This is a genomic window from Streptomyces sp. TM32, assembly GCF_004122755.1.
GTDB lineage: Bacteria > Actinomycetota > Actinomycetes > Streptomycetales > Streptomycetaceae > Streptomyces > Streptomyces sioyaensis.
Window position 1 is genome coordinate 1 of record NZ_SDIG01000062.1, and the last position, 21,927, is coordinate 21,927.

At 69.3% G+C, this 21,927-nt stretch carries 17 protein-coding genes; 9 read left to right on the plus strand and 8 right to left on the minus strand.

Going from position 1 to position 21,927, the window contains the following annotated elements; genetic code table 11:
• Positions 1-448 (plus strand): transposase (locus EST92_RS15980; RefSeq protein ID WP_254068838.1); only part of this gene is annotated, 448 nt, incomplete at its 5' end.
• Between the two features lie 10 nt (positions 449-458).
• Here the strand turns inward: EST92_RS15980 and EST92_RS15985 are convergent.
• From EST92_RS15985 to EST92_RS16000, 5 genes are all read right to left on the minus strand, one after another.
• Positions 459-1,121, minus strand: coding sequence for an HAD family hydrolase (locus tag EST92_RS15985; protein WP_174244028.1), 663 nt, complete (start codon positions 1,119-1,121; stop codon positions 459-461).
• Between the two features lie 472 nt (positions 1,122-1,593).
• On the minus strand, positions 1,594-2,208 hold the full coding sequence (locus tag EST92_RS32205; RefSeq protein WP_254068839.1) for a tyrosine-type recombinase/integrase: 615 nt from the start codon (positions 2,206-2,208) through the stop codon (positions 1,594-1,596).
• Positions 2,148-3,008, minus strand: coding sequence for a hypothetical protein (locus EST92_RS32210; RefSeq protein ID WP_254068840.1), 861 nt, complete (start codon positions 3,006-3,008; stop codon positions 2,148-2,150). The genes EST92_RS32205 and EST92_RS32210 overlap by 61 nt, the downstream gene beginning before the upstream one ends.
• Positions 2,915-3,772, minus strand: a complete 858-nt coding sequence (locus EST92_RS32215) for a hypothetical protein (protein WP_254068841.1) — start codon at positions 3,770-3,772, stop codon at positions 2,915-2,917. Before EST92_RS32215 ends, EST92_RS32210 begins: the two co-directional genes overlap by 94 nt.
• Before the next feature lie 107 nt (positions 3,773-3,879).
• On the minus strand, positions 3,880-4,998 hold the full coding sequence (locus EST92_RS16000) for a tyrosine-type recombinase/integrase (protein WP_254068842.1): 1,119 nt from the start codon (positions 4,996-4,998) through the stop codon (positions 3,880-3,882).
• Positions 4,999-5,195: 197 nt separating this feature from the next.
• On the opposite strand from EST92_RS16000, the gene EST92_RS16005 reads away from it, so the two are divergent.
• From EST92_RS16005 to EST92_RS16030, 6 genes are all read left to right on the plus strand, one after another.
• Positions 5,196-5,795 carry a hypothetical protein gene (locus EST92_RS16005; RefSeq protein ID WP_254068843.1) on the plus strand — a complete coding sequence of 200 codons (600 nt, stop codon included), beginning with the start codon at positions 5,196-5,198 and terminating at the stop codon, positions 5,793-5,795.
• A gap of 256 nt (positions 5,796-6,051) precedes the next feature.
• A complete protein-coding gene (gene fxlM / locus EST92_RS16010) occupies positions 6,052-7,287 on the plus strand; it encodes a methyltransferase, FxLD system (protein ID WP_129281602.1) in 1,236 nt (411 codons plus the stop codon).
• 52 nt (positions 7,288-7,339) lie between these two features.
• Entirely contained in the window at positions 7,340-7,537 is a 198-nt protein-coding gene (locus EST92_RS16015) for an FxLD family lanthipeptide (RefSeq protein WP_129281603.1), read from the plus strand.
• A gap of 89 nt (positions 7,538-7,626) precedes the next feature.
• On the plus strand, positions 7,627-10,692 hold the full coding sequence (locus EST92_RS16020; RefSeq protein ID WP_129281604.1) for a lantibiotic dehydratase: 3,066 nt from the start codon (positions 7,627-7,629) through the stop codon (positions 10,690-10,692).
• Entirely contained in the window at positions 10,689-11,921 is a 1,233-nt protein-coding gene (locus tag EST92_RS16025) for a lanthionine synthetase C family protein (protein ID WP_129281605.1), read from the plus strand. Before EST92_RS16020 ends, EST92_RS16025 begins: the two co-directional genes overlap by 4 nt.
• On the plus strand, positions 11,903-12,895 hold the full coding sequence (locus EST92_RS16030) for a thiopeptide-type bacteriocin biosynthesis protein (RefSeq protein ID WP_129281606.1): 993 nt from the start codon (positions 11,903-11,905) through the stop codon (positions 12,893-12,895). The genes EST92_RS16025 and EST92_RS16030 overlap by 19 nt, the downstream gene beginning before the upstream one ends.
• 18 nt (positions 12,896-12,913) lie before the next feature.
• On the opposite strand, the gene mobF is transcribed toward EST92_RS16030, so the two are convergent.
• Positions 12,914-17,344 carry a MobF family relaxase gene (gene mobF, locus EST92_RS16035; protein ID WP_129281607.1) on the minus strand — a complete coding sequence of 1,477 codons (4,431 nt, stop codon included), beginning with the start codon at positions 17,342-17,344 and terminating at the stop codon, positions 12,914-12,916.
• A gap of 245 nt (positions 17,345-17,589) precedes the next feature.
• On the opposite strand from mobF, the gene EST92_RS16040 reads away from it, so the two are divergent.
• Together EST92_RS16040 and EST92_RS16045 are read left to right on the plus strand one after the other, a co-directional pair.
• On the plus strand, positions 17,590-18,357 hold the full coding sequence (locus EST92_RS16040; protein ID WP_129281608.1) for a TnsA-like heteromeric transposase endonuclease subunit: 768 nt from the start codon (positions 17,590-17,592) through the stop codon (positions 18,355-18,357).
• A complete protein-coding gene (locus EST92_RS16045; protein WP_254068844.1) occupies positions 18,347-19,573 on the plus strand; it encodes a transposase family protein in 1,227 nt (408 codons plus the stop codon). Before EST92_RS16040 ends, EST92_RS16045 begins: the two co-directional genes overlap by 11 nt.
• Here EST92_RS16045 and EST92_RS16050 read toward each other — a convergent pair.
• Positions 19,550-21,682: a recombinase family protein gene (locus EST92_RS16050; RefSeq protein ID WP_254068845.1), complete on the minus strand. Its 2,133-nt coding sequence runs from the start codon at positions 21,680-21,682 to the stop codon at positions 19,550-19,552. The two genes, EST92_RS16045 and EST92_RS16050, sit on opposite strands and share 24 nt — an antisense overlap.
• Entirely contained in the window at positions 21,679-21,840 is a 162-nt protein-coding gene (locus EST92_RS31155) for a hypothetical protein (RefSeq protein ID WP_154073976.1), read from the minus strand. Before EST92_RS31155 ends, EST92_RS16050 begins: the two co-directional genes overlap by 4 nt.
• Positions 21,841-21,927: the final 87 nt, after the last annotated feature.

Sequence of the window (21,927 nt, forward strand, 5' to 3'; positions counted from 1 at the left end):
GGCCGGGCTGATCGCGATGCGGCCCGGCTCCCGGACCCGACTGTGCCACCGCCTGCGGACCCACCCCGCCGGCGGGGGCACGCGCCGCAGCATGAGCGAGCGGGACTTCATCGCGCTCGTCGACGGAGTTCATCAGCTGGTCAGAGCGCCGATCGTGCTGGTGTGGGACCGGTTGAACACCCATGTCTCCCACAGGATGCGCGACCTCGTCGCCCAACGAGCATGGCTGACGGTGTTCCTGCTCCCCGCCTACTCGCCGGACCTCAACCCCGTCGAATGGGTGTGGGCACACGTCAAACGCAGCCTCGCCAACCTCGCCGTCATGGCCCTCGACCGGCTCGAAACCCTCGTCCGCAACCGACTCAAACGCCTCCAGTACCGCCCTCACATCCTCGACGGCTTCATAGCCGGCACCGGCCTCGCCCTCGACAGCCCAACGCCACCCTGACGAGCCGAAGTCAGTAGGCGCTGACGGTCGCCAGCAGTTCGGGCAGGTTGCGCATGTCGTCGAACACGACGGTGCCTGGTCCCTCCAGCCGCGAGGCTGGGGTGAGGCCGCCGCAGTATCCGAAGGCGCTCATGCCGGCGGTCCGGGCTGCCTGCACCCCGTATGCGCTGTCCTCGATCACCGCGCACCGCTCGGGCTGTACCCCCATGGAACGTGCGGCGTGCTGGAAGAGGTCGGGTGCGGGCTTTCCTCTGCGGACGTCGGCCGCACTGAAGATGCGGTTCTCGAAGTGGTCCGTCAGACCGGCGAGTTCCAGGCTTCGTCGGATACCGGCGTGATCACCGTTCGATGCGACGCAGACGCCTGTGGTGAGGCGGTCCAGGACCTCTGCGACGCCGTCGACAGCGGTCAGCTCGGCCTCGAAGGCCGCCTCATACAGATGCTCGTATTGCCGCTGCCAGCCCTTTTCCAGGCGCCGTCCGAGTCGTTCCTCAACAGCTGCGGTGTAGACCTCGGTGGACGAGCCCACGAACCGTTCGATGATCTCAGCTTCGGTGAACGCACACCCCAGGTCAGCCATGATCATCGCGTCTACTTTGACGCATATCTTCTCGCTGTCCACCAGCACGCCGTCACAGCCGAAGATCACCAGTTCAACAGGGCTCTGCGCCATGATCAGCAGCGTAGAGGGGCGCCGGTGCAGGCCCCACGCCGCGTAGGGCTGTCGTCGGATTTGCCGGGGTTTCACCCCGAGCTGCTCGCACCACCCGCCGAGGTGTCCGACAGCGCGCGGAGGCGACGGATCTCGCCGTGGGCGATCTGCAACTTCTGGGTGAGGTCGGCGACTTGGTCACGAAGCTGCCGATTGCGTTCGAGCGCGGTCTCCAGCCTGCGTTGCAGGGAGGCGTCGCTGGCCGCGTGCCGGGGGCTGCGGCGGGGAGCCGGGGCTCGGCTGGAGCTGGTTGATCGCGGTGATGAGGTCGGTCTGCGTGTATAGCCAGGACCGGGAGACGCCGGCGGCGTTTGCGGTGCCGACTACGGTAGGCCGTTCGCCGCGGCGGGCCGCAGCCTTGACGGCTTCTTCGGCGCGCTCGCGTGCCTGTCTGCTGCGCATCTTCGACGCTTCGACGAGGAAGCGGGCGTTGTCAGCCGGTGGCATCGAGATCGGTCACCTTCCCACCGGCCACGATCTGCTGCGGGCCGGCCTGTTCCAGGGCGTCGATGATGGTGTCGAGCTTGCCGAGTGTGCGGGTGTTCTTCTCGACGATGCGCGACAGCCCGGCCTTCTCGGCGTCGCCGATGAGCTTGCGAGTCTCGTCCCGCTGGCGTCGGTGCTGGTCGAGGAAGTCGCCGGTGGTGATGAAGAAGCGGCAGTCCAGACACGGGTTGGCGTACTCGCAGTCGGTCTGGATGGGAGCTCCGCAGTAGCCGTTGGGGAGGCTGACCTTGGCCCGGACCAGGGACAGCCGCATCCAGGTGGCGTCGGCGAGCGGATGGTCGGCGGGCAGCGCGATGGGTTCGCCTTCGGCGTTGACTTTGAGGGACTTCTCCCAGTGCTCGCGCAGGGTCTTTTGGTGCAGCCGGGCGTAGATGGCCGTCATCTGCGGCGACATGTGATCGAGCAGTTGCTGGACGATGTGCTGCGGGACGTTGGCGTTGATCAGCCGGGTGCCCAGAGTGTGGCGGAACTGGTGGAAGGTCACCCGGGCGGGGCGGCCGTGCTCGTCGATGAGGCGGATGCGCTCCAGCCAGGTCTCCATCTGCTCACGGCACCAGGTGTCCGAGACGGCCTTGTGCCGTTGAGGTTGGCCATCCAGCCGGGGAACAGGAAGCGGCTGCCGGAGGGGAAGCGGGCCTGGACGCGCTTTTGCTGTGTGGCGATCTCGTCGGCGAGGGCCTGGCTGATCGGGAAGAACGCGATGCGTCCGTGAATCTTGTGGTTGACCCAGGTCAGGTAGGGGGCGCCGGTGTCGTCGTGGGTGACGCAGTCGAACCGCAGGCGCCGGACGTCCTTCATCCGCAGGCCGCAGGAGATCAGCAAGGGGACCATGAGGCGGAGATCGTCGGTGGAGATCAACGCCAGATTCTCGGGGTTCTCCATCTGCCGCATCAGGTGTTCGGAGATCCACCGGGGCTTGGCCGGCGGCGGAGGCGGAGCGTCGTTGTAGATGATGGCGTCGCGCGGCAGGACCGGCTGCCAGTCGTGGGCGCGGGCGTCGCCGAGGAAACGGCCCAGCGAGTTGACGGTGGCCCGGCGGGTGAACACGTCCGGGTAGTCGACGGCCAGGGCGGCGAGCCACGTCTCGATCCTGGCGCGCGTCAGGTCGGCCGGCGCAGCGTGCGGCGGCAGATGCCCGGAGAGATGGGTCAGGGAGCGCAGGTTCTGCGCGACGGTGTTGACGCTGATGTTCGTGCTGATGCGCCAACGGCACCATCGTTTGACCAGCTTGCGCAGCCAGGGCTGGGCTATGCCGCCGAAGCGCAGGTAGGGCGTCTCTCCTTCGGCCAGGGCGAAGTGCCGCAGGTCCCAGACGTCGCGCGGGTACTGGTCGGCCCCCACGGATCATCGGCGATGAGCAGGTGCTCCAGGGCGAAGCGGGTGTCCGCGATGAAGCGGAAGGCCACCACGTTGTGGCCGCGGCGTTTCCCGCCGGGTCCGAGCGGGGCGACGCGGTCGCGCCAGGTGCTCTCATCCCAGTCGAGGAGGCTGGCGATGGGCGCCTCGCAGGCCCAGGTGACCGCGCGGCGGACATCGCGGGCGGGGGTGAAGCGCAGCCCCTCGTCGAGCCGGTGTTGCAGACCGAACTGGAACTCCAGGCGCAGGGCGGGGGCCAGCTGGTCCAGGCGGATCTTCGGGTCTCCGCGGTGAGCCAGATCGCCGTACCAGGTGTCGAGAGTCGGTCGGCCGTGTTTGCGCCATCGGTTGTGATGGGTGTGACAAAGCGGAGCGTCGGCGCTGTCGGTCCAGCGCGGGCAGCCGGGGAACTCGCAGGTCCGCTCGGCGGACCAGGGCTTACGCGGCGGTTGATAGAGGGTCCGTCCCAGCCAGGATTCGAGGGGTGGGCGTCCGGCGTGGTTCCACCGCGAGGCGTGGCGGTGACACAGACCGTGGGCGGCTCGGGCTCGATTGCACCCGGAGACCAGGCAGGCCGAGACCTGGCGTCGCTCGCGCAGTCGCGCATCCTCCTGCGCGGACCAGCCGTCCAGGTCGACCGGTCGTCCTGCCGCCGCCCATCGGTGGTGGTGCGTGCGGCACAGCTTCAGCCGGCCCATGGTCAGCGTCGTCGGGCAGGCCGGAATGCGGCACTCACCAGGGAAGAACACCGGGCTGTCCCGCGGAGGACAGAACACCTCGGTCCGGAACTCCGGCCGCACCGTCTCCATCAGCTTGGCCAGCAGGCCGGCAGAGCCTGCACGCGTGCGGGGCGTGTTCACCGTGCTGGTGCCCTGTCCTTGATGATCCCGGCCGAGAGGAGTGCCCGGCGATGATCCTCGACATCGAGGTGGCTGTAGATCTCGGCGGTGGTCTGAGGGCTGGCGTGACCGAGGAGCTCGGCCACGACCTCGATCGGAACCTCGGCCCGCAGCAGTCGTGTGGCGTAGGTGTGCCGGCAGGCATGCGGCGAGAAGTGCGTGATGCCGGTCCGCTTCTGCAGGCGCTCGACCAGCTCGTTGACGTTCGCCCGAGTCATCGGGGAGCCGATCGGCGCGCGGAAGAGGTTAGCGAACACGAAGTCGCAGTCCAGCGTCCCGTACTCGCTCTCCATATAGGCGGCGTAGCGGTCGAACAGCTCCGGACGCACCGGAATGATCCGGCCCTTCATTCCCTTGACCCGGGCCTGGTTCGCGTTGTTCTCGCGCGGAACGACGTGCGCCTCGCCCTTGCGGAGGTTCAAGTCAGCGTGCCGCAGGCCCAGGGCCTCGCTGACCCGCAGCCCCGCCTCGTCCAGGAGGGCGATCAGGAACCGGTCCCGGCGCCTGTTGCAGGCGCTCATCAGCCGCTGGACCTCGTCATCAGTCAGCGTCCGGGGCGGCTTGCGGTGGGTGTGGATGCGGATCGGGCTGTACTCGATCACGCCCCCTCGCTGGGTGTGCGCCAGCATCGGGGTGTAGGAGCCTGTCGGCTGCCTGGCCAGCAGGTTTCCCAGAAGCGCGGGCACGCTCTCATCTCGCCGAGCGTGGAACCGGTAGAAGGACGCGAGCGCGGCCCGCTTCCGCTGCAGCGTGGTGTTCTCCAGCGCCTGGCCAACACCCGGCAGCACGAACACCTCCGGCGCGCGGGCCGGCTTGGGACGGCGCAGCCAGTCGAAGAACTGGGCGACAATCTCCAGCCGCACGCGCCGGAAGTCCAAGGCCATCTGCCCCAGCCAGACGAAGAAATCGCGCAGGTCGTAGGCGTAGCCCTGCACCGTGTTCGGCGATGCACCCCTCGCCGTCAGGTACGCGAGGAAGTCCTCCACGTCATCGACGGGCAAGCCGTCGTCCCCCACCACGGTGTACGAGACCGGACCGTCATCGGACAACCGCAGCCTCTGCACTGCGAACGACACACCACACCCCAGAACGACATGGACAGGCGAACAGAACCCGTCCATGTAGCACCGAAAGGCCCCTTCATGGCAGCGAGTTGGACATCAAAGACACCCGCAAGGCTGATGGACATAGTCGAGGACACCGGCGAGCTACTGCCCAACGGCACGATCGTTGCACCCCGCCGACCCCTTGCGATCCCGGTGGGAGGCGCAGCATGACGACCATCGCGGCCGACCTGATCGTTCCGTACATCACCGCCCGCGAGGGCGAGGAGGCGGACTCCCTCCTCAACCTGCGCATGCGCATCGGTCCGGACCGGCGCCCGCAACTCGGATACGTGGACGAGGCGCCGCCCGACCGGGACCTGCGCGGCGTCCTGTGGGCCCGGTACTCCATGTCGCTCGGCGTCAACGGAATGCCCACCGGAACCCCGAGGTGGCGGCTGGTGCACCCGCTCCGGCAGCGCACCACGATGGCGCTCCTCCGTTGCCAGGTGTGCACGGTCCAGTTGAAGCGCAGCGAGGGCATCCTCTTTGTGGAGACAGCCGACGACCTCGACTACGCCGGCCCCATAAGGACCGCGCAGCCCCCGGTCTGCCTGGCGCACGCCCGGATCGCGGCCCAACGGTGCCCCCGGCTCAGGAGCAAGGGGCACGTCGCGCTGCTGGCCACGCGGTTCCCGCTCTACGGCGTCATCGGTACCGCGTACCAGTACAACTCTGACGGCATCCAAGCCCTCGCTGGCACCGACGTTCCCCTCTCCCTACAGCCACCCCCAGATCGGCTGGTTCCTCGCCTCCCAGCTCGTACGTGAACTGCGAGACTACGAGGTCGTCAATTTGGACGATCTTGTGTCCGCCGCCTAGACGGCCGCCCGGCGGTCCTGGGCCAAGGACCGGACCGCCGGGCGGCTCTCCACCGGTGCAAGTACTTTCTCGCACCGTCTACCACTACACCGTCGGCCTACGTGAGCTGACGAGAACGGAGTACGTCCGCCGATAGCCTCCCGGCCCACCGGCACGCTGTTGCCGGCATACCGCCCCTCGAACACGTACGACTGAAGGAACTTCATGACGAACACGACCGTCGAGCCCGACGAGGCGACCCGCCTGCGGAACAAGGTGGTGGACGAACTGCGCGCGGACGGCAACATCTCCTCCCCGGAGGTCGAAGCCGTGATGCGCAAGGTGCCCCGCCACGAGTTCACCCCCGGCACCCCGCTGGACAAGGCGTACGAGACGTACGCCGCGGTGATCACCAAGACGGACGAGCACGGCGTGCAGCTCAGCTCCGTCTCCGCCCCGCAGATCCAGGCCATGATGCTGGAGCAGTCCAAGGTGCGGCCCGGGATGCGCGTGCTGGAGATCGGGTCGGGAGGGCTGAACGCGGCCTACCTCTCCGAACTCGTCGGCGAGGACGGTGAAGTCGTCACCGTGGACATCGACCCCACCGTGACCGAGCGCGCTCAGCAGCTTCTGAGCGAGCACGGATACGACAAGGTGCGGGTCGTCACCGCGGATGCGGCCGAGCCGATCCCGGACCTTGGTGAGGTCGATGTCGTCCTAGTGACCGTCGGGGCCTGGGACATCCCCCCGGCCTGGATCTCGCAGCTCAAGCCGGGGGGCCGGCTCGTAGTCCCGCTGCGGATGCGCGGCTTGACCCGCTCGATCGCATTCACCCAGGTCACGGGCGAGCATGGCGCCTACTTGGAGAGCGAGTCGGCGCTGATCTGCGGCTTCGTCCCGATGCAGGGCGCGGCCGCCCACCGGGAAGAACTCCTCCTGGTCAACGGCACGCCGGAGGTCGGGCTGAAGTTCGATGACGGTCTACCGGCCGACCCGCACCGGCTCGATAACGCCGTCACCACCCCGCGCCACGAAATGTGGACCGGTGTCACTGTCGGCCTTCAGGAACTCCTCGACACCCTCCAGATGACGATGGCGATCGACCTTCCGGGCTTCTGCACCATGGCCGTGGACCCGGACCTAGACACGGGCCTGGTCGCACCGACGAACAAGCGGTTCGCGCTCGCCGCCGTCGAGGACGACAGCTTCGCCTACCTCGTCACCCGCCGCACCGAGGACAACAAGCACGTCGAGTACGGCGTGCACGCCCTCGGTCCGAACGCGAAGCAGCTCGCCGACAAGGTCGCCGACGTGCTGCGCGGCTGGGAATCCACCCGGCGCGGCGGCCCCAGCCCGGTCATCCGGGTCTATCCGGCCAGCACCCCTGACGACCAGATCCGGGCGGACCGGGTCATCGACAAGGTGCACAGCCGGATCTCGCTCTCCTGGCCCCCGGCGTAGCGCCGAGGGTCAGGCCGTCCCGCACCACCCGAATGGAAGGAAGGGCACCAACATGACGAACGCCACCCTGCTAGCTCCGCCGGCCCCGCTGGCGGACCTGGAGGACGACGACTTCGCGCCCCTGGACGTGAAGGTCGTCATCGCCGACCACGCGTACGGCAAGCTCATGTGCTCCACCGGCGACGGCTGCGGCACCACCTGCGCGACCAACTCCTCTGCCTGCAACTCCTTCGTGGAGGACCCGGCCTGATCCAGGCCACCCTTCGCTGTGGGCCGGGCGCCTCACTACGCCCGGCCCACGGCCCTCCCCCGCCCGCGCGTCGCCTGAAGGAAGGGCCCATGGCTCCCCGAACAGTCGCCAAGTACGAGTGGCAGGGCTCCGCGCTGCTGCGCGCTACCACCAGCCCTCAACCGGCAGACATCCCCCGCACCCTCAACCTGGACGACGTGGCAGTCACTCGGGGGTGGCTGAATCGCGTCTGGCAGCGTGAAGAGGTCCGCGGTGCGCTGGAGTTGGCCACCCCCGTCCTGTCCTCCGCCATCGAGGCCGTAGGCCAGGGCAAACAGGGCGACCCCCGTCACGTCCGCCGTACCGCGCTGTCCGCCGCCTCCTACCTCCTGCGCTGGCAGCACCGCCCGACGCCCCTCGGCTTGTTCGCCGGCACCGCCCCCGTATCGGTCGGCCCCCGGGTGAGTGTCCGATGGCGAGACAAGCACCGCGTGTCGATCCGGACCGACGCCGAGTGGATCACCGACATCATCCAGCGCCTCCAGCGCAGCCCCGAGCTGCTGAAGCGAATACCGCTGATCACCAACAACGCCGCTCGCGTCCGCGGTGACCGAGTGGTGGCGCCGGGCCCACCCTCGGACGGCTACGCCCGGCTCCTGGGCCCCGTCGAGGTATCCGTCCGTCACGCCCGCCCGGTGTCCGCCGCCTTGGAGGCGGCCCGCACCGCCATCCTCTACCGCGACCTGCACACCCACCTGCGCGAGAGCTTCCCGCAGGCCACCACGGAGAAGATCGACGCCCTTCTCGCCGGGCTGATCGAGCAACAGCTCCTCGTCACCAGCCTGTGGGCGCCCATGACCACGGTGGACGCCCTGCCGCACCTGTGCCGGGAGTTGGAGAAGCACCAGGCACAGGACGTGCCGGAAGTCCGCGGCCTCGTGACGGCGCTGAACCAGGTGCGCGAGGACGTTGCCGCCCACCAGCCCGTTCACTCCCGCTCCGGCATGAGCGCCGTCGCCGAACGAATGCGGGGCCTCTCGCCTGTCACGCCGACGCCGCTGCTTCTCGACACCGCCCTCGATGCCGAGGTGCAAGTCCCACAGGGCGTGATCGCCGAGGTCGAAGCGGCTATCGCCGGCCTGTACCGGACCACGCCGCAGCCCTACGGATACCAGCACTGGCGCGACTACCACCGGCGCTTCCGAGCCCGGTACGGCGTCGGCGCCATCGTGCCGGTAATGGACCTGGTGGCCGACAGCGGCCTCGGGCTACCGGCCGGGTACGTCGGCTCCGAGCGCGGCACGGCTCCGAAGCTCCTCACCGACCGCGACGATGTGCTGCTCGCCATGGTGCAGCAAGTCCTCATGAACGGCCGCGACGAACTCCGGCTCACCGACGCGATGATCGAGGCCCTGGAGAAGGCCGCCGGAGGTGACGAGCGGTTGTTCGCGCCCCGCGTGGAAGTCGCCTTCGAGGTCCACGCACCCAGCACCAAGGCGCTCGCTCGCGGCGCGTTCGACGTACTGCTCACCTCAGTGCCGCGTCCCGGCAGCAGCATGGCCGGCCGCTTCGCCCACATGCTTCCGCCGGCGCACCAGGATGCTCTCGCCGCCACCTATCACGGCGCCCCAGACACGCTCCCCGCCCAGCTCGCCTTCCCCCCGCGTCGGCGTCGCAACGAGAACGTCACCCGCACCCCCCGGCTGCTGCCCCACGTCATCGAACTGTCCGGCCATCAGGAAGCCGACGCCAGGACGATCCCGCTCACGGACATCGCCGTCACCGCCGGCGCCCGGACCTTCCACCTCGTGCAGGTCTCCACCGGACGCCCCATCGACGTGCGCGTCCTGCACGCCCTCGAAGGCGGCACCCAGACCCCGCCGCTCGCCCGCTTCCTCGCCGAGGTCGCGCACGCGCGGTACGCCGCGTACAAACCGTTCGACTTCGGCGCCGCCGCCCGGCTGCCGTTCCTGCCCCGGGTCCGCTACCGCCGTACCGTCCTCACGCAGGCCCGATGGCTGCTTGCCGCCGAAGACCTGCCCGGCCGGGCCGCCTCGACAAAGGAGTGGGACGACGCCTTCGACGCCTGGCGTGGCCGTCTCCGCGTCCCGGACCGCGTCGCCATGATCGAGTACGACCAGCGCCTCCCGCTGGACCTGACCCACCCGGTCCACCGGCGGGTGCTGCGTGCCGCCCTCGACAACACCAGGCGCCTGGACCTGCGCGACGTCCCCGACGGCGACGTGCACGGGTGGATCGGACGAGCGCACGAGGTGTGGATCTCCCTCGGGCTCACTCAGCCCAAGGCCGCTGCCGCTCCCCTACCGCGTCCGGCCGCCGTCGCCATCCCCACGCGGAACCTGCCCGGCGGTGGCGATGTCCTCCACGCACAGCTCTACGCGCATCCGCGCCGCTACGACGAGATCCTGAGCCGGTATCTGCTCCGGCTGCTCGCGATGTTCGGTGACACCCCGCCGGTGTGGTGGTTCACCCGGCACCGGGAGATGGCCCGCCCGGACGCCGACCAGCACCTCGACTTCACGCTGCACCTGCCACACGGCGCGTACGGCACCGCAGCCGCGCACGCCCACGCCTGGGCGGACGGCCTGCACTCGCTCGGCCTGGCGTCCGGTCTCGTTCTGGCTCCCTACCAGCCGCAGACCGGGCGGTTCGGCGGCGCGGCGGCCATGGACACCGCGCACCAGGTGTTCGCCGCCGACTCCGCCACAGCCCTCGCGCAGATCCAACTCACTGAGCGCACCGACGCCTTAGCCCCGCAGGCCCTCGCCGCAGCCAGCGCCCTGAACCTCGTCACCCAGCTCGCCCCGAACATCGCCGAGGCCGAACAGTGGCTGGTCCACAACCTCCCCCAGGGCACAGGACACCTGGACCGGACCCTGCGCAACCAGGCGCTCGAACTCGCCGGGCCTGACGCCGCCTCGGTTCTCGCGCATCTCCCCGGCGGCCCCCAGGTCACCGAAGCTTGGCGGGCCCGCTCTGCCGCCGTGGCCGCCTACCGCAACATCCTCGCTGGGGAGCGTGACCCGCTCACCGTCGCCCGATCCCTGCTCCACCAGCACCACGTCCGGGCCCTGGGCGTCAGCCCGACCGCCGAGTCCACCACGCTGCGGCTCGTCCGTACCGCGGCCCTCCAGCACCGGGAGGCGAACCGATGAGCGCCCCGGTCGCCACAGCCCCGGCCATCCTCGACCAGTACACCGCCGGCCTGGCAGAGCCCACCCCACCGCCGGAGAACGAGCCTTGGGCGGTGCAGTCCCTCGCCGAGGGTGCCGCCGGGATCGCTCTGCTGCACACAGAGACCGTCAGTCGGTACGGCGGCTCCTGGCGCCCCGCCCACCGATGGATCACGGCCGCGGCCTCCGGGCCCATCAGCGCGGCCGACCAGACGGGCCTGTTCCTCGGGGCCCCGGCCGTCGGCTTCCTCCTCACCACCGTCCCCCCGGCCTACCAGCATCTGTACTCCTCGGGACGCGAGAAGCTGCACCAGCACATCATCGACCTCGCGAACCGCCGCGTGGACGCTGCACTCGCCCGCATCGACAGGCGCGATCTGCCCACCTTCGCGGAATACGACCTCTTCTACGGCCTCACCGGGATCGGCGCCTACCTCCTACGCACCGACCCCGAATGCCCCGCCCTGGAACGGGTCCTGCACTACCTCGTCGCGCTGACCCGGCCGCTTGCCCCCGCCGGCCGCGGCCTTCCCGGCTGGTGGGTCCGCCATGACCCCGCCCGCGGCGAATCTTCTTTCTTCCCCGGCGGACACGGCAACTTCGGCGCCGCACACGGCATCACCGGCCCGCTCCTCCTCCTTGCACAGGCCCTGCGCCACGGCATCACCGTCAACGGTCACCAGGACGCCATGTTCACCATCTGCGCCCACCTCGACCTCTGGTGCCAGCACAGTGATTCCGGCCCGTGGTGGCCCGAGCACATCTCGCGGCGTGACCTCGACCACGGACGCCCCCACCACGACGCACCAACACGGCCGAGCTGGTGCTACGGCACGACGGGCATCGCACGGGCCGGCCAACTCGCCGGGCTCGCCCTGCGCTCGCCCACACTTCAGAAGTTCTACGAAGACGCCTTGTACCGAGCCTTGACCGACCCCGCGCAGCTCGCCCAGGTCACGGACACCGGCCTCTGCCACGGCTGGGCAGGCATCTACCAGACCGCTCACCGCGCCGCCGCAGACGCGCTCGACCCGCGACTGCCCGCCCTCCCGGAACGTCTTGGTCACGCCCTCACCACGCACGCCAAGCCCGGCAACCTGCCGACCCCCGGTCTGATCAACGGCGCCGCCGGCACCGCGCTCGCCCTCACCACCTTCGCCTCGAAGCAGGCGCCAATCACCGGATGGGACGCATGTCTCTTGATCAACTGACTCAGGCAACCGAGTACGGCCCGACCCAGCGCGCCGTCCTCGCAGTCCTCACCGGCCTGCCGATCGCCGACGCAGCCCACCAGTACCGGATGGACCCCGTGGTCCTCTCCGACGCTGTCGCGGTCTACGACCAGGCTGGCCGGGAAGCGCTGGCCCGCCACGCGGCCACCACCGACTGGTGGCAGACATACCTTCACTTCACTGACTGGGCGAAGGCCGACACCACCTTCACCACGCACGTCCTTCCCGTGCTGCGCGAGGCGGAGGCCACCGGAGCTATCGACGGATGGTGGTACACCAGAAAGCATCCCTGCTGGCGCCTGCGCCTCGGCGTCCAGCCCGTCACCGGCGCCAAGCTGACCGTCGGCGACGGCTTCGACGGCCTCGTCTCCGAAGGCCACCTCCAGCGCTGGTGGCCCGGCATCTACGAACCGGAAACCCCGGCGTTCGGCGGGAAGGCCAGCATGACGGCCGCGCACGCCCTGTTCGTCATCGACAGCCGGGAGGCCCAGCAGTTGCGCCTGCGCGGCGACCTTGCCGTGGGGCCCAGGGAGCTGTCAGTCCTCCTGTGCACGATCATGATGCGCGCCGCCGGACTGGAGTGGTACGAGCAGGGGGATGTCTGGGACCGCGTTATCACGGAGGAACACCGCTCGGCCGTCAGCGACGTCCCGGTGGAACGGCTCAACGCCCGAGCCCAGGAGATCCGCCCCCTACTCTTCGCCGACAGCGACGCCCTGCTGCGCCCCGGCGGCCCGCTGGAGCCCGTCGCAGAGTGGGCCGCTGCTTTCGACAGCACGGGCCAGGCACTTGCCCGCGCGGTCAAGGATGGAACACTCGACCGCGGGCTGCGGCAGGTGCTCAGCTACCACGTGATCTTCCACTGGAACCGGCTCGGACTGTCGATGCGAGGACAGAGCGTCTTGGCTTGGGCAGCCAGGGCGGCGATCCTGCACAAGGAGAGCGGGACATAGATCGGCTGTGGGCTGTGGCTATACGGGTGGTGCGTCCTGCGCGGCGTCCGGCGGCGGACTGGGCTGTGTGTAATCCGTCGTGCGGTAGGCGTACGAATGGTCGGGCAGCGGGGACGACGGCGTCGCTGCCTCTTCTGCGTCAGCGTGCTGGCGCCCATGGTGAGTTCGCAGTGTCATCTCCTTCTGGAGGCCGGACACTCGGTGGTCGGCGCCGCGAGCAGTGCTGCGTGCCTTAGCTGCCTCGGCCCGGAGTTGCTTGGCCGTCTGGTTGTCCTTCTCCTTGGCACGCCGCAGGAGCGCGGCCTTCTCGTGCTGCGGCATGTCCGCTTCGGTGAGCACGGCTTCGTGCTCACCGACCGGTCCAGCCTGCTGGGCAACCTCGTGGAACCGCGTGGTCATCTGCTCTAGTTCCTGCCCCGTCTCCTCGCACATACGAAGCAGTTCCTCACGCTCTGCCTCGACCGCAGTCCGCTGGTCAGCGCGGAGCACTGGACGCCCGAAACGGCCGGTCGCGGCCAGCTGCTGTTCGAGTCCTTCGACACGGGCCTGTGTGCTGTGCAGCCGGGCAGTGCGTTCGGTGATCGTGCTGTCCAGTGCTCGAACTTCGCGGATTGCCTCGGCGCGGTCGGCCACGGCCTGGTGCCGGCGGTGGAGCGCGAGCGCGTTCGGGCCGGTTCCGGCGGCGGCTTGCTGTTCGGCACGGTCGGCAGCGGCCTCAGCCTTCTCCGCCGCCGTCCTGGTAGCCCGCGCAGCCGCGGCAGCCTTGCGCGCGGCGTCACGCAGAGCCGAGTTGCTGAGGTGCGCGTAGGGACGGTCGACCGTCGGCGCGGGTTCCGAAGGCGTCGGCGGCTCCATGGGCCGCTCGGTGTTTACCGGGGTGGGCCGGTCCTCGTGCTCTGGAGCCTCTTCAGGGGTGTCCGCGTCGTAGGGCTCGTCGGCGCCGGGAGCGCGCAGGGTCGGCAGATCGGCTACCGCCTGCCGAACGTGGGCGGGGACCGCGTTCTTCGGGAGTTCGGTGAGGATCATGCGCTCCTCGGTGCCGCTCTCGATCTCGCGGATGAGGCCCGCGACAGCGCGGTCAAGCTGTTCCTGCTCGGTGAGCGCGTCGCCTCCGCGGGCACGGTCGGCGTCGGTTTCGTAGACGGACAGCGGCAGGAAGAGGTGGGACTCCTTCTTGTCGCGGCTCATCATCGTGTAGAGCGCATTCGCCTGCGCACCGGGCCCATAGACCAGGGCCTCTTGGACGCTCAGCCCCTGGGACTTGTGGCCGGTGATCGCGTACCCGAGGCTGAGTCCTCCTTGCGCGATGTAGTCGGCGTCGACCCATTCGGCTACGTCTCGGTGGCCGTCGGCGGCCTTCTCACGCCACTCGACCAGGACCCGGCGTTCCTCATCGACGGCGCGAACGATTCCCCTGTACCCGTTCAGTACGTCTTCGTGCTCACCACGGCTTCGCTTAGCCCGGTAGTCGTTGGCCCGAAGGAGGACCTGGTCCCCGACGGACAGCGTCAGTTCGCCCCCACCGGGGAGGGCGTAGACGTGTTCCTGCCCGGTGAGGTCGCCGCTCGCCTTACGCAGGGCGCGGGCCCCGACGTTCAGTTCCTCCACGATCTCGTTGGTGGCGGCCATCATGAGGAGCTGCTGCACGGCGGTGTGGTCATCGTTGTGCACGGCGCGCTTGTCGGCCCAGACGGTGAGCATCGCCGCGACGGTGGCGTCCTTGTCCGCGAGGGCGTGAACGCGGCCGGTTCCAGCGAAGGCACGGAGCGCTTCCACACGGTTGTCGTCGCGCCACAGCTCCAGTGCCCGGCGCTCGATCGCGTCCTTCTGCCGGAAGTTCTGGTTAAGGGTGAGCCCGCCAACGAGGTGGTGCACGGCGGCGAAGCTGCCGCCGATGCCGGGCGAGTGCAGCTGCTTCGGGTCCCCGATGCCGACGACCTTCGTGCCCGTCTCCGCCGCGTGGGCGAGGAGTTCAGCGATGTCGCGGTCATCGCACATCGCGGCCTCGTCCACGACCAGCACGTCAACTCCGTTGAGGCCGGCGCCGCCGGTACGGATGCCGGTGAGCCAGGACGCGAGGGTGCGTGAGGTGATCCCTGCTTCGGCCTTGAGGTTCGCGGCGGCGACGGCGGCCGTACTGGCTCCGGCGATGACGAGTCCGTGGGCCTCCCATGCCTGCCTCGCGGTGTCCATGATGGTGGTCTTGCCCGACCCGGCGATGCCCACCACGGCGTCGATCCCGTGTCCGCCGGTCAGCAACCGTTCGAGGACCGCGCGCTGTTCGTCGGAGAACTGGAAGCTGCCGCCGTGCTGGGCTTCGACGGTGGACAAGGTCATGTCGACCGTGTCCCGGCTGACCACGGCGGTCTGCGTATCGAGACGGCTCGTTGTCTCGGAAACGATGAGCGTTTCCGCAGCGACGACGTCCGCCGTCGTGTATCGGTCGGCGTGCGTGAAGTGCTGGGCGCCCTTCGGGTTCAGCTTGACCGCGTACCCCGCGTGCCGGAGGACCGAGTTGGTGAGATGTTCGGCTTCCTCGGCGTCTGCGACTCCGTACGGGAGGGCGTCCAGGACGGCGGAGATGGCGGCGGCGTGGGTGAAATCCTTGGAGTGGCTGGTCAGGCCGGTTTTCGGGTCGAAGATAGTGGCGCACAGCTCGTCCAGGCCGGGGTTCTGCCTCGGACTGTCCTGCCCCATGGCGCTGGCGGCGATGGCATCGGGGTTGTCACCGGCGGCGCGGCCTTCGGCCTGCCAGTAGTCGCGCAGGACGTCGTCCGCGACTCCTGCGGCTTCTCCATTCTTCGCGGCCTTGGACGCGGTGGACGCGGCAGTGCGCTCGCGGGTCGTGGCGCTGTCATAGTCGATGCCCAGCTTCGTCAGCAGATCCCGCACCTGGCTGTCGCGCTTGCTGAACAGGCGAATCGTGGCTTCGGGAATCGCCGCGATCTCCCACGCGCCGGTCCGCTCCTCGCGGCGAAAGCTGATGCCGAACTCATTGGTCAACTGCCTGCGGATGCGGGCGTTCATGAGGGACTGGGTCGCACGGGTGTGCCGGTGCAGGTCGCGGCCCCCGCTGGCCATGGTGGACCACTTGCCATCGGTTCCCTTGACCATGTTGGCCAGGGTGAAGTGCAGGTGGAAGTGAGGGTCGCCGAACACGGCGCCGTCCACGGGCCGGGCGGCGCGGTGCACCATCATCCAGCCGGAGAACCCGCTCGTCTTTACGGTCTCCGCCTCATCGCCGTCGCCGTGGTGGCCTCGCATGGCGTAGGCGGTCCAGCGCTCCAGGGCACCGATGGACTCTCGGCCGGCGGAGGTGTAGATGCCCTCGACCTTGGCGGCGATCTCCTTCGGGGCGTACGCGAGGAACGTGCTCTTCGACTTCGCCAGGTCCAAGGTGACGTCGGCGCCGAAGTTGCCTACCTGTACCCGTCCTTCAAGGAGGGCGGCCTTGATCTCCTCGGCGTCCCATACGTCCTCGGGCGCGAGCCCTGCCGCCTTGGCCATGGCCACCGCTTCACGCACGTCCATGGGCAGGTCTCGAAGCCGTCGTTCGCCCTCGCCCACGGTCTGGGCGTACCGGCGTTTCAGGGACGCTGCGGTGAACAGGTCGGCGGGCTGCTGCCCGGTCTCGGTGGCGCGGGCTTCGACGGCGCGCAGGAGTGCGCGGGCGTCGAGTTGGCCGCCCGCCTCGGCGGCCACGGCCTTCTCCAATGTGTCTTCGCCGTACAGGTCGACGGCGTCGATGCCGACGGCGTCGGCGAGCTTCAGCAAAGTGGAGGCGGGGATGCGATGCGATTCACCGAACCGCTTGAGCTGGCTTTCCATCCTGCGGAAGGCGTCCTGCTTGCGCTTGGAGTCCAGCAGGGACACGGGGTTCACGCTGCGTTCGGCGGCGGCGCGGCGGATGGCGCGGGCTAGCGGGGCGGCGGGGAGCTTCGCGGCCGGCGCGATGGCGAGCTTGGGTTCTACGAGGGTCTGCCCGGTACGGGGGTCCTCACCGTGCATGAGGCGTCGGGCATCCTGGAAGTGCTCGGGGGCGAGGATGCTTCCGGGGGTGATGTCGAACTCAGTGAGGCCGTTACCGACCCACACCAGGGGGCGTTCACTGGCGTCCAGGCGGTAATCCACCTGTCCGTCGGCGGCCCGTGGGGGAAGGGCCTGTTCGCCGTAGAGGTCGCGGGCTTCGAGCCCGGCTGCGGCAGCGACTTCGACGGCGTCGAACCCGCTGAGCCGCGCAGTGCCCTTGCTGCGGATCAGTCCGCGGGCGCGGAAAAAGGCACGCTTGGCCTCGCGGGAGCCGAGCAGGGACGCGACGGGAGCGCCCGCTGCTGCGGCCTTGGCCTCAATGGCGGCGACGAGTGGGGCCGCGTCGACCGTGGTGGACTTCCCGCAGCCGTGACCGCCGGTAAGGCGGTACTCAACCTGCTCGTCGGACGGGCCGATCATGGTCGTCCACCCCACCGGCCCGCTCACCCCCCGCTTCCACTCAGCCAGATTCGGTCATCTTGGCTGATTGTATCGTCACGAAGTGACGATACCTTGGTCCTTTGACTTCAAGATCATGATCAACGAGGGCGAACCTCGGGCACTCGTGTCCTTCGATGGCGATCTCTTCGCTTTGCAACCTTAGTCTTCGTGTGATCATTCGTTTTGCAGAGTGGCCTTTCGTTGCTGGGTGGGGTTAGCGAGTCGTGGCACGCGCGTTGGGGGTGCTTCCGGGCGGTGTCGCCGGGACACCGCCGGAGGGGTTCGAGGTCGGGTACATCGACCAGGGCGGGTCGGAGTTCCGGCGTCCGCTGGCGGATGTGTGGTCGGTGCGGTTCGAAGACGCCGCGCCGGTACGCGTGTTCAAGTCGTACAAGGGGCAGCGGCATCTGCCGGGCCTGTGGTGGTCTTCGACGGTCGGCGGGCACATCGGGTTCGAGTCGTGGCTGGAGCGCGATCATGTGATGCTGCTGGACTTCGACCCGTCGGTAGTGGGTATCTCCTCGCAGCCGTTCTGGCTGTTCTGGGCCTTGGAGGCGGGCAAGGGCGTCTCGCACGCGCCGGATTATTTCGCCCGCCGGGACAACGGCACGGCGGTCGTGATCGACTGCCGGCCCACGGACCGCCGGGGGCCGCGGGATGTGGCGAAATTCGAGGCGACGCAGGTCGCCTGCGATCAGGTGGGTTGGCAGTTCCGGCTGGTGGGGGCGCCGGACGAGATCGTGGTGCGTAATGTCCGCTGGCTGGCGGGCTACCGGCACCCACGGCACCGGCTGGCGCCGGCGGTGTCCGAGCTGCTGGCGGCATTCGCCGAGCCGCGGCCGCTGATGGACGGGGCGGTTTCGGTCGGGGACGCGGTCGCGGTGCTGCCGGTGCTGTTCCATCTGTTGTGGACGCACGAGCTGGCCGTGGACGTGTCGGTTCCGCTGCACGCGACGGCGCTGGTGTCCGCGGGGGTGGGCCGTGGTCGCTGAACACGCGGCGGTGCTGCGGCCCGGCGACTGGATCACCTTCGACAACGGGGATCACCAGGTGGTGGCGCTCGTCGGCACGTCGGTGCGGCTGCGGTCGACGGCCGGGGTGGATTCGGTGGTGCTGGCCTCGCATCTGATGGCGGCGCCGGACTTCGTCGTCACCGGCACCGAGCCGCTGCCGGCGTTGGAGCCGTCCGGGCTGCTGGCGACGTTGCCGGAGCCGGTGTGCGAGGCGGCACGCGAGTGGGAACGGCACCTGGTGGAGGTCGAGACCGGGCTGCCGCCCGGCACGCCGCCGGGCACCAAGCCCCGCGACGGATACGACCCGGCCGCCTCCTCGCTGATGGACCGGATGGCAGCGAAAGCGAGTGAGCTGAAAGTGACCGTCCGGACGGTTCAAAGCCGCAGGTCCCGCTACGTCCAGCAGGGGGTCTGGGGGCTGGTGGACCAGCGGGCGGTCCGGACTTGGGAGGCGACGGGCCGGGCGGATGCCCGATTGGTCGCGGCTGTTCAGGAGGTCCTGGAGGCGGAGACGGATGTCTCGACGGGGACGCGTTCGCGGCTGATCCGGCGGGTGGTCAAGCTGGTGGAGGCCACCCATGGTGAGAGGGTGGTTCCGCTGCCGAGCCAGCGGACCTTCTACAAGCTGATCGACGCGCTCTCCACCGGTCGGCACACCTTCGGCTCGGCGGTCACCAGGCGGCAGACGGCGAACCGGCCGCAGGGGCCGTTCACGCCGACGTTCGCGGACCGGCCCGGGGAACAGGTCCAGATCGACTCCACCCCGCTGGATGTGATGGTGGTGCTGGACTCCGGCCTCACCGCCCGAGCGGACCTGACGATCGCGGTCGATGTCGCTTCTCGCACGATCTGCGCGGCGGTACTGCGGCCGGTGGGCACCAAGGCGGTGGACGCCTCGCTGTTGCTGGCGCGGATGCTGGTGCCCGAGCCGATGCGTCCGGGCTGGTCCCAGTCGCTGCGGATGGCGGCGTCGCGGCTGCCGCACCTGCGGCTGCTGGACGTGGACGCGCGGATGGAACAGGCCGCGGCAAAGCCGGTGATCGTGCCGGACACCGTGGTCATCGACGGCGGGAAGGTGTTCGTCTCCGACACGTTCATCCGGGCCTGCGACCGTCTCGGCATCTCCGTCCAAAGATCAAGACCACGCACGCCTACGGACAAACCTCGTGCTTCATACTGCGCCTCCTTGGGCTGATTCGATTGGTGTTTCCTCGGGTGCGGGTCGTTGGCGGGGCGGCCGTCCGATTCTGGGTCGGGCGAGGTCGGGGCCGGGTGGATAGTAAAAGAACTCGCCCTTGTCGTTGGCGATGCGGCCTGTCAGGAGTCCAGCGTCGCGCCATTTCTTGACGGTGTTGGTGTGCAGGTTCAGGCCGCGGGCCATCTCGCGCAAGCTGACGAGGCCGAGGTCGGCGAGCCGTTGGGGGTGGCTGCGCAAGTCGTATGCCTTACGGATGTGTTTCACGATCCCGGCGGTGAGGGGTTGTCCGGTGCCGCTGAGGTGTCCGCGCTCGGTGAGGATGGCGGCGATCTGACCGTCGGTGTGGTCGTTGAGGAGTGCGTCGATGGTGGCAACGATCTCGGGCGGGGTCTGCCGGATCTGCCAGGAGGCCAGCGGGAGGGGCCGGACCAGGGTGTGTTCCTGGCCGCCTGGCAGCCGGACGTGGATAGTGATCTGGTCGGCGCGGACCAGGGTGACGTCGGCGACCAGCAGCCGTACCAGGCGCTTGCGCTCGCGGTCCGGGGTGTCCGGATCGGACCACAGGCGCGGGAAGTCGCCGGCCAGGGCGGAGATCCGGGTCCGCTGGGCGTCGTCTAGGACTCCGGTGCTGGCGGCCGTGTTCTTCTGGTAGGTCTCGGTAGCCTCAGCCAGCTCGCGCAGGGCCGCGTTCCAGTCGGCCTCCAGGCTGGTGGCGACCAGGCGGTTGTCGGGGTCGACGGCGAGGTAGCGGCGGCGGGCCAAATCGGCCTGGTACTGGGCGCGTTGGACTGCGGCGGCCCGGAGTGTGTCGGCCTCGTCCACGCGGGCGGCCAACTCGTCGGCGACCGCGAGCGCGGCTTGCACCGCGTGCGGGGTCAGAGCGGTCACCAGCAGTTCGCCGACGGCGGCATCGACGACAGCTCCGTGGACGCGCTGGCAGACCGGGTTGCCGTACTCGATGCCCTTGGCCTGGCAGACGTACTCCGGCTCCAGGCCGTGTTTGCGCTGGTGGTAGCGGACCGTCATGCGCCTGCCGCAGATCCCGCACACGACGATGCCCTGCAGCAGGGCCGGGCCTTCGCGCGGCGGGCCGTGGCGGCGCTCTTTGCCGTGAGCGGCTGCATTGGCGGCGAGTTTGTCCTGGTTGGCGTCGTACTCGGCCAGCGTGATGTATCCGGGGTGGTGGTCGGGGAAGAAGGCGACCCACTGCTCGCGGGGCTGGAGCCGCGGCCCGCTCTTGCCGGTGCCGGGGGTGGTTTTGTGCTGGTAGCGGCCGTAGAAGAAGGCTCCGGCATAGCGCGGGTTGTGCAGGATCTGCAGGATCCTGGAGTGCGCGGCCGGCGCCCACATCACCTTGCCCTTGTCCGGGCCGTGGCGCATGCGGCGGGGCAGCCGCAGACCCTCGGCGTTGAGTGCCTTGACCACACCGGTGGCCGAGCCGGTCGCGTCGAACAGCTCGAAGATAGCGGCGATCGCCTGCCGGACAGTGGTGTCCGGGTCGAGGACCACTTTCCCGGCTGGGTCGTAGACCAGGCCGATCGGCAGCGGGCTGACCAGTTCTCCGCGCCGGGCCTTGGACAGCTGGCCGCCCCGCAGACGGGCCTTGAGCAGGTGCAACTCCGCCTCGGACAGGCTTCCTTTGAGGCCCAGCAGCAAGCGGTCGTTGAAATCGCAGGGGTCGTAGAGGCCGTCCTCGTCCAGGATGAGGGTCCCGGACATCGCGCAGATCTCCAGCAACCTGTGCCAGTCGGTGTTGTTGCGCGCCAGCCTGGATACCTCCAGGCCGAGGACGATCCCGGCGTGTCCCATGCCGACCTCGGTGACCAGCCGCTGGAATCCTTCCCGGTCCGCCGCGCTGGCCCCGGACCGGCCCTGGTCGGTGTCGATGACGGTGATCCGGTCGGCGGGCCAGCCCAGCGCGATCGCCCGCTCCTTGAGCCCGTACTGGCGCACTGTCGACTCGGTGTTGTTGAGGACCTGTTTGAGCGAGCTCTGCCGGATATAGAGGTAGGCGTCCCTGGTGAGGTGGCCGGCGGTCACCTTGGCCGCAGGTCCGAACAACTGCTCCATCAACTCCTCCTGTGAGATCGCATCACTGCTGGTCATGGGCTGTGGGCGTGGGCCAGCACCATCCGCGACCACACCCGGACGACCTCCGGATCCAGCCCGGCGGGTGCCCTGCGCGGCGTTGGCCGGGCCGGGGCCGGGCCCCTGGTCGCCGCGGCGGCGGTCAGCGAGGCGGCGACGTGCAGGAACGCGGTCATGCCGCGGGCCACCAGCACACCGAGCCCGTTGCGGTGCCCGCCTTGACCTGCCCTCTCGCGCAGCCGCTCGTATTCGGCGATGCCCGC

Coding starts and splice junctions, on each gene's coding strand:
- EST92_RS16025 (WP_129281605.1), top strand. CDS start 10,689: ATGAGCGCCCCGGTCGCCACAGCCCCGGCCATCCTCGACCAGTACACC.
- EST92_RS16020 (WP_129281604.1), top strand. CDS start 7,627: ATGGCTCCCCGAACAGTCGCCAAGTACGAGTGGCAGGGCTCCGCGCTG.
- EST92_RS15985 (WP_174244028.1), bottom strand. CDS start 1,121: ATGGCGCAGAGCCCTGTTGAACTGGTGATCTTCGGCTGTGACGGCGTG.
- EST92_RS32205 (WP_254068839.1), bottom strand. CDS start 2,208: ATGGAGACCTGGCTGGAGCGCATCCGCCTCATCGACGAGCACGGCCGC.
- EST92_RS16005 (WP_254068843.1), top strand. CDS start 5,196: ATGACGACCATCGCGGCCGACCTGATCGTTCCGTACATCACCGCCCGC.
- EST92_RS16015 (WP_129281603.1), top strand. CDS start 7,340: ATGACGAACGCCACCCTGCTAGCTCCGCCGGCCCCGCTGGCGGACCTG.
- EST92_RS16050 (WP_254068845.1), bottom strand. CDS start 21,682: ATGACCAGCAGTGATGCGATCTCACAGGAGGAGTTGATGGAGCAGTTG.
- EST92_RS31155 (WP_154073976.1), bottom strand. CDS start 21,840: ATGACCGCGTTCCTGCACGTCGCCGCCTCGCTGACCGCCGCCGCGGCG.
- fxlM (WP_129281602.1), top strand. CDS start 6,052: ATGACGAACACGACCGTCGAGCCCGACGAGGCGACCCGCCTGCGGAAC.
- mobF (WP_129281607.1), bottom strand. CDS start 17,344: ATGATCGGCCCGTCCGACGAGCAGGTTGAGTACCGCCTTACCGGCGGT.
- EST92_RS16030 (WP_129281606.1), top strand. CDS start 11,903: ATGTCTCTTGATCAACTGACTCAGGCAACCGAGTACGGCCCGACCCAG.